This window comes from Pseudodesulfovibrio sediminis (assembly GCF_020886695.1).
GTDB classification, from domain to species: Bacteria; Desulfobacterota; Desulfovibrionia; order Desulfovibrionales; family Desulfovibrionaceae; genus Pseudodesulfovibrio; species Pseudodesulfovibrio sediminis.
Genome location: NZ_AP024485.1, coordinates 2,665,653 through 2,681,841 on the forward strand (window position 1 = coordinate 2,665,653; position 16,189 = coordinate 2,681,841).

At 58.7% G+C, this 16,189-nt stretch carries 12 protein-coding genes; 6 read left to right on the plus strand and 6 right to left on the minus strand.

Features of this window, described 5'->3' with window-relative positions:
* Window positions 1-93: 93 nt before the first annotated feature.
* The 3 genes from SRBAKS_RS12750 to SRBAKS_RS12760 form a co-directional block, all read right to left on the minus strand.
* Window positions 94-291: a heavy-metal-associated domain-containing protein gene (locus SRBAKS_RS12750; RefSeq protein ID WP_229591277.1), complete on the minus strand. Its 198-nt coding sequence runs from the start codon at window positions 289-291 to the stop codon at window positions 94-96.
* Between the two features lie 51 nt (window positions 292-342).
* A complete protein-coding gene (locus SRBAKS_RS12755; RefSeq protein WP_229591278.1) occupies window positions 343-774 on the minus strand; it encodes a hypothetical protein in 432 nt (143 codons plus the stop codon).
* An 88-nt stretch (window positions 775-862) separates the two neighbouring features.
* A complete protein-coding gene (locus SRBAKS_RS12760) occupies window positions 863-3,343 on the minus strand; it encodes a heavy metal translocating P-type ATPase (protein WP_229591279.1) in 2,481 nt (826 codons plus the stop codon).
* Between the two features lie 218 nt (window positions 3,344-3,561).
* On the opposite strand from SRBAKS_RS12760, the gene SRBAKS_RS12765 reads away from it, so the two are divergent.
* Together SRBAKS_RS12765 and SRBAKS_RS12770 are read left to right on the plus strand one after the other, a co-directional pair.
* The gene (locus tag SRBAKS_RS12765; protein ID WP_229591280.1) at window positions 3,562-5,376 is read left to right on the plus strand and encodes a PocR ligand-binding domain-containing protein; all 1,815 of its coding nucleotides are present in this window, start codon (window positions 3,562-3,564) and stop codon (window positions 5,374-5,376) included.
* A gap of 11 nt (window positions 5,377-5,387) precedes the next feature.
* Window positions 5,388-5,912 carry a GNAT family N-acetyltransferase gene (locus tag SRBAKS_RS12770; protein WP_229591281.1) on the plus strand — a complete coding sequence of 175 codons (525 nt, stop codon included), beginning with the start codon at window positions 5,388-5,390 and terminating at the stop codon, window positions 5,910-5,912.
* On the opposite strand, the gene recQ is transcribed toward SRBAKS_RS12770, so the two are convergent.
* A complete protein-coding gene (recQ, locus tag SRBAKS_RS12775) occupies window positions 5,896-8,100 on the minus strand; it encodes a DNA helicase RecQ (RefSeq protein ID WP_229591282.1) in 2,205 nt (734 codons plus the stop codon). The genes SRBAKS_RS12770 and recQ overlap by 17 nt on opposite strands.
* 349 nt (window positions 8,101-8,449) lie before the next feature.
* Window positions 8,450-8,866, minus strand: a complete 417-nt coding sequence (locus SRBAKS_RS12780) for a hypothetical protein (RefSeq protein ID WP_229591283.1) — start codon at window positions 8,864-8,866, stop codon at window positions 8,450-8,452.
* Window positions 8,867-9,308: 442 nt separating this feature from the next.
* On the opposite strand from SRBAKS_RS12780, the gene SRBAKS_RS12785 reads away from it, so the two are divergent.
* The gene (locus SRBAKS_RS12785; protein WP_229591284.1) at window positions 9,309-10,796 is read left to right on the plus strand and encodes an Lcl C-terminal domain-containing protein; all 1,488 of its coding nucleotides are present in this window, start codon (window positions 9,309-9,311) and stop codon (window positions 10,794-10,796) included.
* Between the two features lie 143 nt (window positions 10,797-10,939).
* On the opposite strand, the gene SRBAKS_RS12790 is transcribed toward SRBAKS_RS12785, so the two are convergent.
* Window positions 10,940-12,277 (minus strand): TAXI family TRAP transporter solute-binding subunit, encoded by a 1,338-nt coding sequence (locus SRBAKS_RS12790; protein WP_229591285.1) that lies wholly within the window; start codon window positions 12,275-12,277, stop codon window positions 10,940-10,942.
* Between the two features lie 209 nt (window positions 12,278-12,486).
* Between SRBAKS_RS12790 and SRBAKS_RS12795 the strand changes: the two genes are divergently transcribed.
* The 3 genes from SRBAKS_RS12795 (at window position 12,487) to SRBAKS_RS12805 (ending at window position 16,188) form a co-directional block, all read left to right on the plus strand.
* The gene (locus SRBAKS_RS12795; protein WP_229591286.1) at window positions 12,487-13,356 is read left to right on the plus strand and encodes a LytR/AlgR family response regulator transcription factor; all 870 of its coding nucleotides are present in this window, start codon (window positions 12,487-12,489) and stop codon (window positions 13,354-13,356) included.
* A 112-nt stretch (window positions 13,357-13,468) separates the two neighbouring features.
* On the plus strand, window positions 13,469-15,385 hold the full coding sequence (gene acs, locus SRBAKS_RS12800) for an acetate--CoA ligase (protein WP_229591287.1): 1,917 nt from the start codon (window positions 13,469-13,471) through the stop codon (window positions 15,383-15,385).
* A 77-nt stretch (window positions 15,386-15,462) separates the two neighbouring features.
* Window positions 15,463-16,188, plus strand: a complete 726-nt coding sequence (locus SRBAKS_RS12805) for a metallophosphoesterase family protein (RefSeq protein WP_229591288.1) — start codon at window positions 15,463-15,465, stop codon at window positions 16,186-16,188.
* Window position 16,189 lies beyond the last annotated feature (1 nt).

Below are 16,189 nucleotides of genomic sequence, written 5' to 3' on the forward strand. Positions count from 1 at the left end.
AGCGTGTAACCGTTGCTGACTCCGCGGGCCTAGTTGTTTTGCAGTAATATGGTCGCTCACGGGACGCGAGGGGAGCCAGGCCTGGGTTGCTGATTACTCGACAACCTCGAAGCCGATTTTGGTGACAGCCTCTTTGATGGCGTCAAGAGCGATGGGAGTGTCTTCTGAATAGGTGACATCTCCGGAAAGGAGGTCGATGGACACGTCTTTAGCGCCCAGCTTCTCCATGGCTTCGGTGACAGACTTCACACAATGCTGGCAGCTCATGCCTTTGACTTTGATGACGGGCATATCAGTACTCCTTGTTGAGTTGATGCGATGTATTCTATGAAAAGGATAAGCCTATAATGCGCCGAGGTCCATCTTGTCGGCTATGGCGGTCAGAGCGTTCATGTCCGGGTCCTCGTCCGCGTCCATGCCGACCATGCAGAGGATGGTCAGGCTCTTGTCATTGCCCAGCAGAATCATGAGTCCGCCTGAACCGGGCATGCCGACCTCGAAAAAGAACGCCTTATGCCCTTTGTAGCTAAAGGGGTGCACGGTCGGTGCCTGCGGGTCCTGATCCGTGGAAAGGGTGAACTGGTAATTGGTGCCTTCGGCCTGCACGCCGACGAGCGCGCCGTATTCATCGGCACTGGAAGCCATGACCTTGCCGTCAGGCACGGCCTTGGCAGCCTCGGCCTTGAGCGCGGTCAGGTTCCATGTCGCAGCGAGAGCAGCCGCACAGAGAAGCAGGGTAGCCAACAGTATCAGGGGAATCGCAATCTTTTTCATATGAACTCCAGAGTGGTTATTATGTGGATGCACGAAAGGGTCTCTCATATCGTAAACCGCACAATAAGCAAATAAAAAAAGGTGTTGTCTAGGCCCCTTTGAACCAGCGCAGCCTGAGGGCGTTGGAGACCACGGTCACGGAGCTCATGGCCATGGCCGTCCCTGCCAGCATGGGGTCGAGGGTCGGTCCGCCGAAGATGTGCAGCACACCGGCTGCCACGGGAATGCCAAGGGTGTTGAAGGCAAAGGCCCAGAACAGGTTCTGCTTGATGTTCGTCATGGTGGCACGGGAGAGCCGCAGGGCCGTGAGCATGGCGTTCAGGTCGGATTGCATGAGCACCACGTCGCCTGATTCCACGGCCACGTCGATGCCGGACCCCATGGCTATGCCGATGTCCGCCTTGGCCAGGGCCGGGGCGTCATTGATGCCGTCGCCCACCATGGCCACGGTACGGCCTTCGGCCTGGAGTCGGGCCACTTCCTCGGCCTTGCGGTCAGGGAGGACTCCGGCGATGACCATGTCGATGCCTGCCTTATCCGCGATGACGCGGGCATTGGTCTCCTGGTCGCCGGTGAGCATGACCGGGGTCAGCCCTGAAGCCTTGAGCCTGGCGATGACCGATGGCGTCTCCGTGCGCATCTCGTCGCCGATGGCGAACAGGGCCAGCACGGTCGTGCCGCTGGCAAGGTAGACCACGGTCGCCCCCTGCTCTTCGTGCAGCCGGACAGCGTCTTTGCTCGCAGCGGTCAGCGTGCAGCCGTGTTCCTCGATGAACGGGAAATTACCGATAATGATGTCCGTGCCGCCAATGGTGGCCTCTATTCCCTTGCCAAGCGTGGCAGTGAACGCTTCGGGCGTGGTCGGCGTGAGGCCTCGTTCTCTGGCGGCCTTGACCATGGCCTGGGCCAACGGGTGTTCGCTCTGGCTCTCGGCAGAGGCGGCCAGTGTGAGCGCGTCGTCCTTTGTGGTGTTGGTGTCCGTCAGGGTCATGCCGACCAGCGTGGGCTTGCCGTGGGTGAGGGTGCCGGTCTTGTCAAAGACCACGGTGTCGAGGCTGCCTGCTTCCTGCAAGGCGCGACCTGACTTGATGAGCACCCCGAGCTGGGCGCCGCGCCCGGTGCCGACCATGATGGAGACCGGAGTGGCCAACCCCATGGCGCAGGGGCAGGCAATGACCATGACGGCCACGAAAATGCGCAGGGAGAACGGGAAGTCCGCCCCGCCGATGAAATACCAGGCCAGGCCGGAGATGAGGGCGATACCCATGACTGCGGGGACGAAATAATAGCTGATTGTGTCTGCCAGATTGGCGATGGGGGCCTTGGACCCCTGTGCGTCCTGCACCAGCCTGATGATGCGGGACAGCATGGTGTCCGCGCCCACACGCTCGGCCCTGAGCGTCAGCGCGCCGTGGGTGTTGAGTGTGCCGCCTGCCACGGGATCGCCGATCTCCTTGGTCACAGGCATGGGTTCGCCTGTGAGCATGGATTCGTCCACGGAGGATCGGCCGGCCACCACCTCGCCGTCCACGGGGACCCGTTCGCCCGGTTTGATGAGCAGCAGGTCGCCCGGCTCCACCTCATCAACGGAGATGGTGGTCTGTTCTCCATTCACCAGCAGGGTGGCGGTGTCCGGGGTGAGCTGCATGAGCGCCCGGATGGCGTCCGAGGTCTTGAGCTTGCTGCGCGCCTCGAAGTATTTGCCCATGGAGATCATGGCGATAAGCACGGCGGCGGATTCGTAATAGAGGTCCATGGCCAGCAGGTGCACATCGCCCAGCCCAAGGCCGAGCGCGATGGTGTTCCACAGGGAATATATGAAGGCCGCGCCCGTGCCCATGGCAACCAGCGAGTCCATGTTCGGGCCGCCGCGCAGGAGGGCGGGGATGCCCTGAAGGTAGAAATTCCGGCCGGACCAGATCACGGGCAGCGTCAGGCAGAGCTGGGTCAGCGCAAAGGTCAGGGGTGCGTGCATGGGATCGAGAAACGCGGGCAGCGGCATGCCCCACATGTGCCCCATGGAAAGGATCAGCAGTGGCAGGGCAAAGAGAAAGGCGGGGATGAGTGCCCGTTTCTGGGCGGTCAGTCTGTCTTCGGCTTCCCTGCGGCGTTCTTCAAAGATATTGGCCGTGTCGGTCTGGACCTCGGAGGAAAATCCTGCGTCACTGATGGCCTGTCTGATGGCGCGTCGCGAAACCAGCGAAGGATCAAAGACAAAGGTGCCGGAGTTGGTGGCCAGATTCACGGCGGCGGTGTCCACCCCGTCCATGTTGCCCACCACGCGCTCGATGCGCCCCGAGCAGGCCGCACAATGCATGCCGCCGAGGTCGAGCTTCAACTCGGCAAGGGGATCGTCAGAGGCAAACAGGGCTTCGAAGCCGAGGTCCTTGATACGTTCGCCCACGGCCTCGGCAGTGATGATGTCCGGGTCAAAGGACAGTTTCATGCTTTCGGCAGCCAGATTCACCGCGACTTCGTCTACGCCGTCCATGCCGGAGACGACACGTTCGATTCGCCCGGAGCAGGCGGCGCAGTGCATTCCTTTTATCTGTGCATGTTTTGTTTTCATTTGATTTTTCCTTTTATACATAGTGCGCATTCGGTTTTGTTTTGGCAAGCCGGTGGAGTGTAAAATGCGGCATGTGGGGCCTGCACCGGGCTGTCAGCCTTTGTTGCGGAAAGATTAATTGGTGATATTTATTGACCACATATTTTCCCTGTTGTTACTACTACAGTAGTATTCCGTTCTTCACATGTGTGCTTGTGGGCGGCTACAAAGGGGTACCCTTGGATAGTAAAGAACTTGAAAACCGCATTTCTGAGTTGCGGCGTGAACTGAGTCTTGCTGAGGCGGAGCTGGAATCGTTGACCGGTTCCTCTGCTCCTCATAAGGGAATCTCGTTTTCCGATCTCTTTGAGGTGGACGAGATTCAGGCCATTCAGGACGCTTTTGCCAAGGCAACAGGCGTTGCCTCCATCATCACCCAGCCCGATGGCACTCCCATTACCAAGCCGAGCAACTTCTCGTTTCTCTGTGAAAATATTATTCGTAAAACAGAGAAGGGATTCTCCAACTGCATGCGATCCGACGCCTTCCTCGGCCAGTTCAACTCGCGGGGACCGACCATTCAGCCCTGTCTGAGCAGTGGCTTGTGGGATGGTGGAGCCAGCATTTCCGTCGACGGTCAGCATATCGCCAGTTGGCTCATAGGCCAGATTCGCAATGACTATCTCGATGAGGAGCGGATGATCAGCTATGCCCGGGAAATTGGTGCGGATGAGACCGAATTTCTCCGGGCCTTGAAGCAGGTCACGGTCATGCCGCTGGAGCAGTTCAAGCAGATCGGCCAGGCCTTGTTTCTGCTGGCCAATCTCATGTCATGGACCGCCTACCAGAACCTGCAGCTTGAGAGTCATATTCAGGAACTCAGGACCTCCCACGAAGAAGTCTCTACCTTGCGGAATCTATTGAGTAACATTATTGACTCCATGCCTTCCATCCTCGTGGGTGTGGATACGGAGGGGCGGGTAACGCATTGGAACATGCGCGCTGCCGATATCACGGGCTTTACGCAGGAAGAGGCTCAGGGGCGCCTGCTTGTGGACGTGCTGCCTAACATGGCCGATGAAATGAACCGGGTGACTGAGGCCATCACGGAGCGCAGGCCGCTGGTGCAGGAGAAGGTCGCCGAAGACGTGGAAGGGGTCCTTCGCTACAAGGACGTGTCGGTGTATCCCCTGATCGCAAACGGCGTGCAGGGAGCCGTGCTCCGTGTGGATGACGTGACCGAGCGCGTGCGAATCGAGGAGATGATGATCCAGTCCGAGAAGATGCTCTCGGTGGGCGGACTGGCAGCGGGTATGGCCCATGAAATCAACAACCCCCTGGCAGCCATTCTGGGGAGCGCACACCTTTTGAGAAAGCGTCTTCTGGAGGAGACAAAGCTGAATAAACGGGTGGCGGCCGATTGCGGGATCACTTTTGACGCGGTCGCGGAGTATGCGGATAAGCGGGATGTCCGGGCCATGATTGAATCCATCATCACGTCGGGCGAACGGGCTGGCAATGTGGTCACCAACATGCTTGGATTCAGTCGTATGTCTGACGGGTGTTGTCGTGACGAGAATGTCGCGGAGATCCTGGATAATGCCGTGGAACTGGTCAAGAGCGGGCATGACCTCAAGCAGAGTTACAATTTCAAGGATATCGAGTTCATCCGGGATTACGACGACCCGCCGCCGCTGGTCAATTGTGAAGCGAGCAAGTTGCAGCAGGTGTTTTTCAATGTCCTGAACAACGGCGCCCAGGCCATGACGCTGGCCCACAAGGAAACGGAACGGGTACCCGGCTTCGTGCTGCGGTGCAAGGCCGTGGACGGTCGGGTCAGAATCGAAATCGAAGACAACGGTCCCGGAATGGAAGAACCTGTGCGTCATCGGGTGTTCGAGCCGTTCTTTACGACCAAGAATGCGGATGTCGGCACCGGGCTGGGCATGTCCGTATCCTATTATATCGTCACCGAAGGGCTGGGCGGAACCATGGCCGTGGAGTCACAGCCGGGATTGGGCGCCACCTTCATTATCGAGCTGCCCCAGGCATAAACGGGGGGGGCATGGATACAGTTGCTCTCCATACCTACAGGCCGGACAGCGTCCCGGAGGGTCGCTCCTTTCTCCTTGAAAATGTGGTTCACCATCATGCCGCATATTATGGCGAGCACTGGGGGTTCGATGCGCGTTTTAAGGCGCAGGTACTTCGCGAATTCACCGAGTTTCTGGAGACCTTATCCCCGGACCGGGATGGCTGCTGGTGGGTGCGTTCCGGCGACGGGTTTGGCGGTGTCGTGGCCGTGGATGGCAGCCGTTCAGGCGTGGGACAGGCGCGTGTGCGCTGGTTCATCGTGCCCGAATCCTGTCAGGGCAAAGGCGTTGGCGGCAGGCTTTTTGAGCGCGCCATGGTCTTTTGTCGGGAGCGTGGATTTTCTCAGGTGTATCTGTGGACGTTTGCCGGTCTGGGAGCCGCGCGTAGTCTGTATGAACGCAATGGTTTTGTTCTGACGGAAGAAGCCGTGGGTGATGGCTGGGGCCCGGAAATCACCGAACAGAAGTTCGTGTTGGAGCTTACGCGCACGCCCTGAGAAACCGGATCAGGTCGTAGGAATACTGCTTGTCCAGCGCCTCGAAGACCGGGGTCATGGACACGACGCCTTTGGCCTGGAAGGCCTTGATCGAGTTAAGGATCGTTTCCAGCTCCTCGTCGGGCAGGTCCACCACGTTTCGGTAGTCGATCTTGCCCCTCTTTGCGGCTTCACCCAGATGTTTCCAGACGGAAGGCGGCTTGAGACCGCGTTTTTCCGCCACCTTTTCCACGCTGCCCAACTCGACAAAGAGGTCCAGTGAAGTCTGTGCCGTGGAGGTAAATTCCACTTTCTTGGTTTTTTTCTTTTCGTGCTGTTCCCGTACTTCTTCCGGTATTTCCGGAGTTGACGCCGGGCGTCCATGTTCTGCTTCATGCGCTGTCAGGCATGCCAGAAACGTTTCGCCGTAGTGGTTGAGCTTGTTGAGCCCCACCCCGGACATACAGCCGAGTTCGTCGAGATCGCGTGGGCGGTAGCGCACGAAATCGAGCAGGGTCTTGTCTGCAAAAATGGCGTACGGCGGTGCGCCCTGCTCTTCGGATACGCGCAGGCGCAGATCGCGCAGGGCGTCGAACAGGGCCTCGGCTTCCCAGTTCGTGAGCACGTCCACGGCCAGTGCGGGCGCGCGTTTTTTCTTTTTGGAGGCGCGGGGCAGGACCGGGTCCGTGCGAAAGCGCACTTCCTGTTCGCCCTTGAGCACGGGCCACGAGCGTTCGTTCAGGGCCAGGGCGTTGAACCGGTCGAGGTCCACGGAGACCAGCCCGCTGGCCAGCAGTTGACGGTAGACCGATTTCCATTGTTCCTGCGTCATTTCCTGGCCGATGCCGAAGGTGGACACGCGGTGGTGGCCGAACTGTTTGATGCGGTCGTTTTCCTTTCCCACAAGCACCTGCGTGAGGTAGTTCACGCCAAACCGTTGCTCTGTACGAAAAATATTGGAGAGCGCCTTTTGTGCGGCCACGGTGCCGTCCCATGTGTCCACGGGGCTGAGGCAGTTGTCACAGTTGCCGCACGGCTCGATGTGTTCGCCGAAATAGCCGAGCAGGGCCTGCCTGCGGCACCCGGCGGTTTCCAGAAAGGCGAACAGCGAGGCGAGCTTGGAGTGTTCCACCCGCTTGCGGGTCTCATCGGCTTCGCCGGATTCGATCATGGAGCGCAGCACCGCGATGTCCTGCATGCCAAAGCACATCCAGGCCGTGGCAGGCAGTCCGTCGCGGCCGCCGCGGCCGGTTTCCTGATGATACGCCTCCAGTGATTTGGGCGGCTCAAGGTGGCAGACAAAGCGGACGTTGGGCTTGTCCACACCCATGCCGAAGGCGACTGTGGCCACGATGATCACCCCTTCCTCGCGCATGAATCGGTCCTGATTCCGGGCGCGATCACCGGGCGTCATTCCCGCGTGGTACGGCAGGGCATTGAAGCCGTTTTTTTGGAGAAATTCTGCGGTCGCATCCACTTTCTTGCGGCTGAGACGGTAGACGATGCCCGCGTCATTGGGATGGTTTTCCTTGATGAATCGTTTGAGCATGGCCGTGGCATTCTTTTTGGGCGAGACCATGTACCGGATGTTTGGGCGGTCGAATCCGGTGGCAAATACCTGGGCCTGTTCGAGCTGGAGGTTGCGGATGATATCCGCCTGGGTCGGCTCGTCTGCGGTGGCGGTCAGGGCTAGGCGCGGTACATGGGGGAACCGTTCCTTGATGACCGAGAGCTGCATGTACTCGGGCCGGAAGTCATGGCCCCACTGGGATACGCAGTGTGCTTCGTCAATGGCGAACAGGCTTGGATTGCACCGGCTCAAAAAGTCGAGAAAGCCGGGTTTGCACAATCGCTCCGGGGCCACATAGAGCAGGTCGAGCTGGCCGTTCTCCACCATGCGTTCAATGTCGTAGGCCGTGTTCGGGTCCATGGACGAGTTGAGGCAGGCCGCACGAATGCCCATCTGGGTCAGCCCCTGCACCTGATCGTGCATGAGCGCGATGAGGGGCGAGACACAGATACCCACGCCGTTTCGGAGCATGGCCGGGATCTGATAGCACAGCGATTTGCCGCCGCCCGTGGGCATGAGGACCAACGAATCGCCGCCACGCATGACATTGTCGATGATCGGCTCCTGCAATCCGATGAAGTCGGAAAAACCAAAGACGGAAGCGAGTATTTCGCGTGGGGAGGGTACGGTGTCTGACATGAAGGCAGAGCCTAGGGCAAAGGGTCGGGGAAGGCAATGAAAAGGGAAAGCGCGCCTGATGTGATGACGGTGAGAACCGGGATAGGATGCCGCCTTCGGCGGTGTATGTCGGGTGACTTCGCCTCTGACGGCCAAAGGATATATCCTTTGGAATCCTGTTTGGCGCCGTTGGTGCGGGTACGAGCTAGGTATCAGATCAGCACAGAAGGTGTACAAGAGGGATGCAAGGGCGAGAGTCCTTGCCCGTCGGAGACGAAATCACCCGACCAATTCCGCCGAAGGCGGTATCCTATCCTGATTTCAAAACAGAAGGAGCGAAAGAAGGTTCGTGCCGGGTTGGGTGGTGTTATCAGATCACTGATGCCAGCATGTTGCCCGGGGGCGGGTAGATGGTCTCTCCGCTTTTGGCATAGGCTGTGAGTGCGGTGCGGACGCGGTTTTGGGACGGCGAGTCCGTGGATGAGGATGCGGTTTCCTGTTCGCGGAACGAAGCGCCTTCGGCTCCGACCTTGGCGCGCAGGGATTCCACTTCGGCTTCGGTCTTGAATGCTTCGGCCTGTTCTTTCTTCTCGCGCACATCGCGGGAAAGGGAGGGATCGAGCGTGGTTTTTTCGGATTGATAGTCCAGGCCGAACTTGCCCAGCCGAAAACCGAACGACGTGGTCGTCGTCCTGGCCTGGGGCGTTACCGTCCGCTTTTCGCTCTTCTTTTCAGCCAGAGCGGAAGTCTTGCGGTATTGTTCTGATGCGTGGCCTGAAATGCGCACGATCGACTCCTACGATAGCAACCTGCTCGAATCACTGCTTGCGTCACTGTTCGTGAACACTGCACACTGTTCGGCTGTCTTGGCTCCGGCCCTTTCTTGCGAACAAAAAAAGGCCAAGGCGCATTATATCGCAGCCCGGCCATCCCTGCACTCATGTGAAAAAGAGTGCGCTCAATCCAGAGGGACCCGTGGTTTTCCGCTTCCCATCCGTGGGAATTGGCAAACTGAGTTCGTTCAATTCAAGTCATACCATACGCACTTTGCCCAGTATTGACAACCCTTCCCCTCCCGGGGGGGAGGGCAATCTGCGGTCTTTGCGTGGGTGTTTTCATAATAGTGTAACTTCTTCAGCCCTTGTCGCGATAAATCATGGAGCAGAGGATGGATTTGAAATAGTGGTGTGATGGTCTGCATTCATCGAGGGGATTGGAGAAAAAATTATATGAAGAAAACGCTTCTGTTGATTATTGGATTTGTTGTGGCGACAGGGCTTGCCGTGGCCGGGGTCAATTTGAAATACCCCATTGTCGATACGGGACAAAATGGTTGTTTCGATTCGCGGTCACAGAGAGACTGCCCGGAGCCGGGCAAGCCATTCAACGGCCAGGACTCCCAGTACAAGGGGAATCAGCCGCATTACAAGGACAACGGTGACGGTACGATCACCGATCTGGTCACCGGCCTCATGTGGGTCAAGGAGCGCGGTAATCCTGTTGGCTGGCAGCAGGGCATGAACGGCGCAAGTGAATGCCGCGTGGGTGGCTATGACGACTGGCGCGCGCCCACCATCAAGGAGCTCTATTCTCTCATTGATTTCAATGGCTGGGTACAGGGTGACGAGAGCAGCTCCACGGCCTATATCGATACGAGATTCTTTGATTTCAAATGGGGCGACACCAACAAGGGGCAGCGTCTCATTGATTGTCAGGATTGGTCTGCCACGGTGTATACCGGCACGACCATGGGCGATTTCAAGACCGCGTTCGGTGTGAATTTCGCGGATGGACGGATCAAGGGATACCCTGTGTATGGACAGGGCGGGCGTTCCAATCGCTATATGCGGTATGTGCGCGGCAACCCGGACTACGGCAAAAATGATTTTGCGCTTGGGGCCGAAGACACGGTGGTCGACAAGGCCACGAGCCTGATCTGGCAGCAGGCGGACGACGGCACCACCCGCAACTGGGAAGAGGCGCTTGCATACTGCGAGGAGTTGACTTTGGGCGGCCGGTCCGACTGGCGTCTGCCCAGTGCCAAGGAACTGCAATCCATCGTGGATTACACGCGCAGCCCGACGGCCACCGATTCGGCGGCCATTGATCCCATTTTCGATGTGACGGATATCGAATCCTATTACTGGACCTCCACCACACATCTGGATGGTCCCAGACCAAGGCATGCCGCGTATGTGGCCTTTGGCCGGGCCATGGGATATTTCGCTTCTCCCCGGAGCGGCGGAGCCAGGGAGTTCATGGACGTGCACGGAGCCGGCGCCCAGCGGAGCGATCCCAAGGCGGGCAATTCGGCCCGGTATCCGCAGGGGCATGGCCCGCAGGGTGACGACATTCGCATCGACAACTCTGTGCGCTGCGTGACCGGCGGCGGAGTGGCGTACTACGAACCGTCCAATGACCCGATTCCCTCGTGGAATAGAGGGAATCAGGAACAGCGTCCCGGCCGAGCCGGACATGGCGGCGGACCGGGTATGCAGAGCGGTGGCCCTGGCATGGGTGGAGGAACACCTGGCATGAGCATGGGCCAACGTCAGGGACCGCCTCAGGAAGCGTATGCTGCGTGTAATGAAAAGGAACAGGGTGACGAGTGCATGGTGGAAACGCCCCATGGCACTGTGAAAGGTATTTGTCGTGACACCTCTGATGGCACTGTCTGCGTGCCGAAAGACGGTCGTCGTGGTGGAAAACCCATGTAAGAAACAGAATCGGAAAAAGAAGATACAACGCCGGATATCCTGGATGTCCGGCGTTGTTTTTGGGAAAGGCAGTCTGCGAGGCAGCGTCTTCGGCCCCTCGTGTTCCGATAAGGGCTTGTACGGGGTACGGCTGTTGCTTCGGCTTAGGTGATGGTGTCCTCTTTCGTTTCTCCCATGATTCTTTCCAGACGGCGTTGAATCATGCGGATGTGCAGGCGCAGGGAGTAGATGTAGTCGGTGTACGAGAGCGGCACCGAGGTCTCCAGCACCATTCGGTCCATCTCCTCCAACTGATCCAGCATTCTTTGCGCGTCTTCCTTGCAGGTCATTTCATAGGCTTCGGTATCGAGCTGCTTGAGGTGCTTGTACCACTTGAAGATGCGACGTCTGATCTGCCAGCGGTAGGCGGGCGGCGTGATCTTGAACAGCGGGAAGAGCAGGGTCAGCAGCGGGATGAGCAGAATCTTGAGCCGTTCGATGGTGATGGCGAGCTGAAAGGGCAGATAGCGCATGAGGAACGGCGGGCCGGATTTGTAGAAATTTTCGCCCTCGCTGCTCAGCGGGAAGAGCAGGGCGTCCCCGTTGGGAAAGGTGCCGGGCGCGGCGAACAGGTCGCCCTTGCCGTGGACCTCGTTGGCGGCCAGCAGGAAGAGGTATTTCAGGGACGGGTGGAGGTCGTCCTTGACCACGAGGTTGGCCGTGGGCGCGAGCAGGGTGATATCGTGGTCCGGCAGATTCTCGACCAGATCAATGCCGCCCTGCGGCAGGACCAGCTTGCGCATGTAGTGATGGGTGCGGGTGTAGGCTTCGGCGCGAGTGAAGGAGTACAGGTTCACGTCTTCATTGCGGATCAGCGTGCCGACCGAAGAGGAGCCGACCCCGCCTATGGTGAACAGGGCGTCGATCTTCCTGTCCAGAAGTTGAGGGATGGCTTCTCCAGCCCCAATTTTCTTGAGCGTGGCGGTGTCCGGGGTGACGTCGTTTTCGGCCAGCAGGGCGGAGACCAGATGTTGCGTGCCGCTGCCTTCGGAACCCACGGCGATGGTTTTGCCCCGGAGGTCGGGGAGGGTCGCTGTGTCCAGCCTGGCAGACTGGAAGAGCCAGATTGGCTCGTAATAGAGGCTGCCCAGGCTTTCCAGGTTGGGATGGTCTTCGGGGGCGGCGATGCCTCCTTGAATAAGAGCGGCCTGGACAGTGCTTTCAGGGTCGGACAGCAGTGCCAGATTGTCGGTGGAGCCGCCTGTCTCCAGGACTTCCAGCTCATATCCCTGCTTCTTGAAATAGTCGGCGTATTGCTGGGCAAAATCGTAATAGGAGCCGCCCGGTCCGCCGGTGGCGATGGTCACCTTGGTGGGAGGCAGCGGGTCGACATATTGAAATGCGACCCAGAGCGAGAGGGCGAGCAGTGCCAGCGCGGTGCCGTATATGAACAGGGTCATGGTCTGATGCGACTTGAATATCTTGAGGAGTGTTTTCAGCATGGTAGTTGGGGTGGTTGAGTTGTGATTGTTTACATGTAGAGAAAATGGCGGGATGGGGCAAGACGTGCGCGTAATTAATTGCCTGTTTGATATCGCAGGGCAACTGTCTGTGCGGCGGGGACGTCCATCCTTGCGCCTTGCTCCAAATATGGGTAGAGATAACGAAGGATTGTAGATACCCGTAAAAATACAACACCGATGCGTCATCCATGCCCAAGCTGAAAACATTGCTCGTCCATACTGACCCGGAAGTGAGAGCCGCTCTCCGGGAAATCCTCGCCGAAGTCCACTTCATCCAGGTGCTGGGTGAAGCCGCGACCGCGTTTGAGGCTCTGGAGATGCTCGAAGCGATCCCTTATGGCGTTTTTTTCGTGGGCACCGAGCTGACAGGGGACGCCAGCGGGATCGAGATGGCGCAGATGCTGGCCGGTCGCAAGAACAAGCCCGCCCTGGTGTTTATCTCCGACTCGGAGAATCAGGCGTACGCCGCCTTTGAACTCGGTGCCACGGATTATCTGTTGTGGCCTCCGGCGCCCGGACGTATGGCCCGGACCATGGACCGGCTCCAGACGTTCAAGTCCAAGTTTCGCGAAGTGCCGCCGCCCGCTGCCTACCCGGACGATCAGGACGCCGATCCCGGTCACGATGAGCTGACCGTGAAGCTGCCCCTGCCTGAAGACGAGCAGGATTCCTTTCTGGCCGCATTGAAGTCCGCATGGGACCAGACCGCCAATCGGCGGCCGGAAATCGAAAAGCTTGCCGTGACCCAGGACGGACGCACCATCCTCATTCCCTACGATCAGATTATTTTCGTGGAGGCGTTCGAGGATTATTCGTATGTGCACACGGCCAATCAGAAATTTCTCTCTTCCTACAGACTCAAGAATCTGGAAGACAGACTGGAACCGCATCGCTTCTTCCGGGTCCACCGGAAGTACCTCGTGAACCTTGACATGGTCACGGAGATTGCTTCAATGCCCGGCTCCAACTTCATGTTGCGAACAGCCGGACGAACCCGCATCGAGCTGCCCATTTCACGGCGGCGTATTGCGGAGCTGAAAAAGATCATAGGTTTGTAACCGTTCATCTTCCCCCGTCAACCGCTGACCGAATATGGCGGGTATTGCGGTGGGAAGCTGGTATGAAAGAGACTCGCAGAATTGCCAAAGGGTTGGTCGGCGAGGAGGATGTATGGATCAGAAAGGAACCGTAGACAATCTACTGCAGGAAGAACGGGTATTCCGTCCGCTTCCGCAGTTGGTCATCGAAGCCAACGTCAATCCCCAGGAGCTGGAGGGGGCGCACAAGTTTGCGCGCATGGACCCCACCGGATACTGGGAGGAAGCCGCTGACGAACTTGACTGGTTCAAGAAGTGGGATCAGGTGCTCGATGACAGGGACGCGCCTTTTTATCGCTGGTTCCCCGGTTCCCGCTGCAACATCGTCTACAACGCCCTTGATCGGCACATTGAAACCGCCAACAAGAACAAGCTCGCGCTCATCTGGGAAGGTGAACCCGGCGATCAGCGCAAATATACCTATTTCGAACTCTACCGCGAGGTGAACCGGTTCGCCAATGCCCTGCGCAGTCTCGGCATCAAGAAAGGCGACCGCGTGGTCATCTACATGCCGCCCCTGCCCGAGACCGTGATTTCCATGCTGGCCACCGCCAAGATCGGGGCCATCCACTCCGTGGTCTTTGCCGGGTTCTCGGCCAAGGCGCTTCGGCAGCGCATCAATGATGCCCAGGCCAAGCTGCTGATCACCGCGGATGGGTTCTACCGCAACGGGCAGATCATCAAGCTCAAGGAGACGGCTGACGAAGCCCTGGTCGGCGCGTGTGCCGACTGCGTGGACTCCATGGTCGTGGTCCGTCGGTGCAATATAGGCGTGGACATGGTGGATGGGCGTGATTTTCAATACGAGGACCTCGTTCGTCAGGAGCGCAACGAAGCGCCCACCGAGGTCATGGACGCGGATGATCCGCTGTTCCTGATGTACACCTCCGGCACCACGGGCAAGCCCAAGGGCGTGGTCCATTCCCATGCCGGATACATGGTCGGCGTGCATCGGACCCTGACCACGGTGTTCGACATCAAACCCACGGATATCTTTTGGTGCACCGCTGATCCGGGCTGGGTCACCGGTCATTCCGCCGGAGTCTATGGCCCGCTCATGGCCGGCACCACTTCGGTCATGTACGAAGGCCACCCCAACTATCCGCAGGCCGACCGCCTCTGGTCCATCGTGGCCAAATACGGCGTGACCATTTTCTACACCGCGCCCACCATGATCCGTATGCTCATGCGCTTCGGCGCCCAGTATCCCAAGCAGCACGATCTCTCCAGCCTGCGTCTGCTCGGCTCCGTGGGTGAGTCCATTTCACCCGAGGCCTGGACTTGGCTGTACAAGAACATCGGCCGCAGCGAGTGCCCTGTCATCGACACCTGGTGGCAGACCGAGACCGGCATGTTCATGATCGCGCCCATGCCCATCTCCCTGCTCAAACCGGGGAGCGTGACAAAACCGCTGCCCGGCATCGAGGCGGATGTGGTGGACAGGGACGGCAATCCCGTGCCTCCTGGCAAGGGCGGGCTGCTGGTCATTACCAAGCCCTGGCCATCCATGATGACCGGCATGTGGAATGACGACGAGACCTACAAGGAATACTGGGAGCGCATCCCCGGCGTGTATCTGGCCGGAGACGTGGCCCGCAAGGATGAAGACGGCTACATCTGGATTCAGGGCCGGGCCGACGATGTCATCAACATTGCCGGACACCGTATCGGATCTGCCGAGCTGGAAGCCGCGTTCGGCATGCATCCGGCGGTTTCCGAGTGCGCGGTCATCGGCGTACCGGACAAGATCAAGGGTGAAGCCGCCAAGGCGTTTGTCCAACTCAACATCGACTTTGAGCCGGATGACGATCTCATCAAGGACCTCAAGAGGACCATACGCAATGAGTTGGGGCCGGTCGCGGTGATCAAATCCATTGAATTTCGCGAGAGCCTGCCCAAGACCCGTTCGGGCAAGATCATGCGCCGCGTGCTCAAGGCTGAAGATTGTGGCTACGAGATCGGTGATCTCACCGGGCTCGAAGAAGACTAACCCTCCGGCGGTTGCTCCGACAGCATGGATTCAACTGGATTCTTGCCGTGCTCTCCACAAGGGTATAGGTTGGGCACATGACCCGTTTCGCCATTCTTTCCGACCCCCACGCCAATTTTGAGGCCCTGAACGAAGTCTTCAAGGATATCGAGACCTTTGGCGTAGACAGAATCTATTGTCTGGGCGACGTGGTGGGCTACGGTCCCGAACCCCAGAAGTGTGTGGATCTGGTGCGCGAGAAAGGGGCCAAGGTGGTCATGGGCAACCATGAGCAGGGGCTTATCAACATCCACTATCTTCGGCGTTTCAATCAGCCGGCCATGGATGCCCTGCGTATGACGCGGGAACTGGTCACCGAGGAAACCTACCAGTGGCTGGTTACACGGCCCAAGGCCATTGCCGAGGACGCCTGCCGTTTTGTCCACGGTTCTCCACCTGATTCAGTGAATGAGTATATCTGGAAGCACGCCGAGGACATGACTCCCGTGTTTCGGCGGTATACCGAGGAATTCTGTTTTGTGGGCCACACCCATGAGCTGGTCCGGTACAGCTACCGGGGGGGCGTATCGGAAAAGCTGCCGCTGCCTCAGGGAGAGACCCTGCTCGTGCCTGACATGCGCCACCTGTTGAACATGGGGTCCGTGGGGCAGCCGCGTGACGGTGACAGCCATGCGAAGTACGGCGTGTTCGACCTGGAGGCACGGACCATGCATATCCGTTTCGTCAAATATGACATTCAGAAAACCGTGGATCTTCTCAAACAACACGGGTTCCACAGCGCTTTTGGAGACCGTCTTTGGTAGG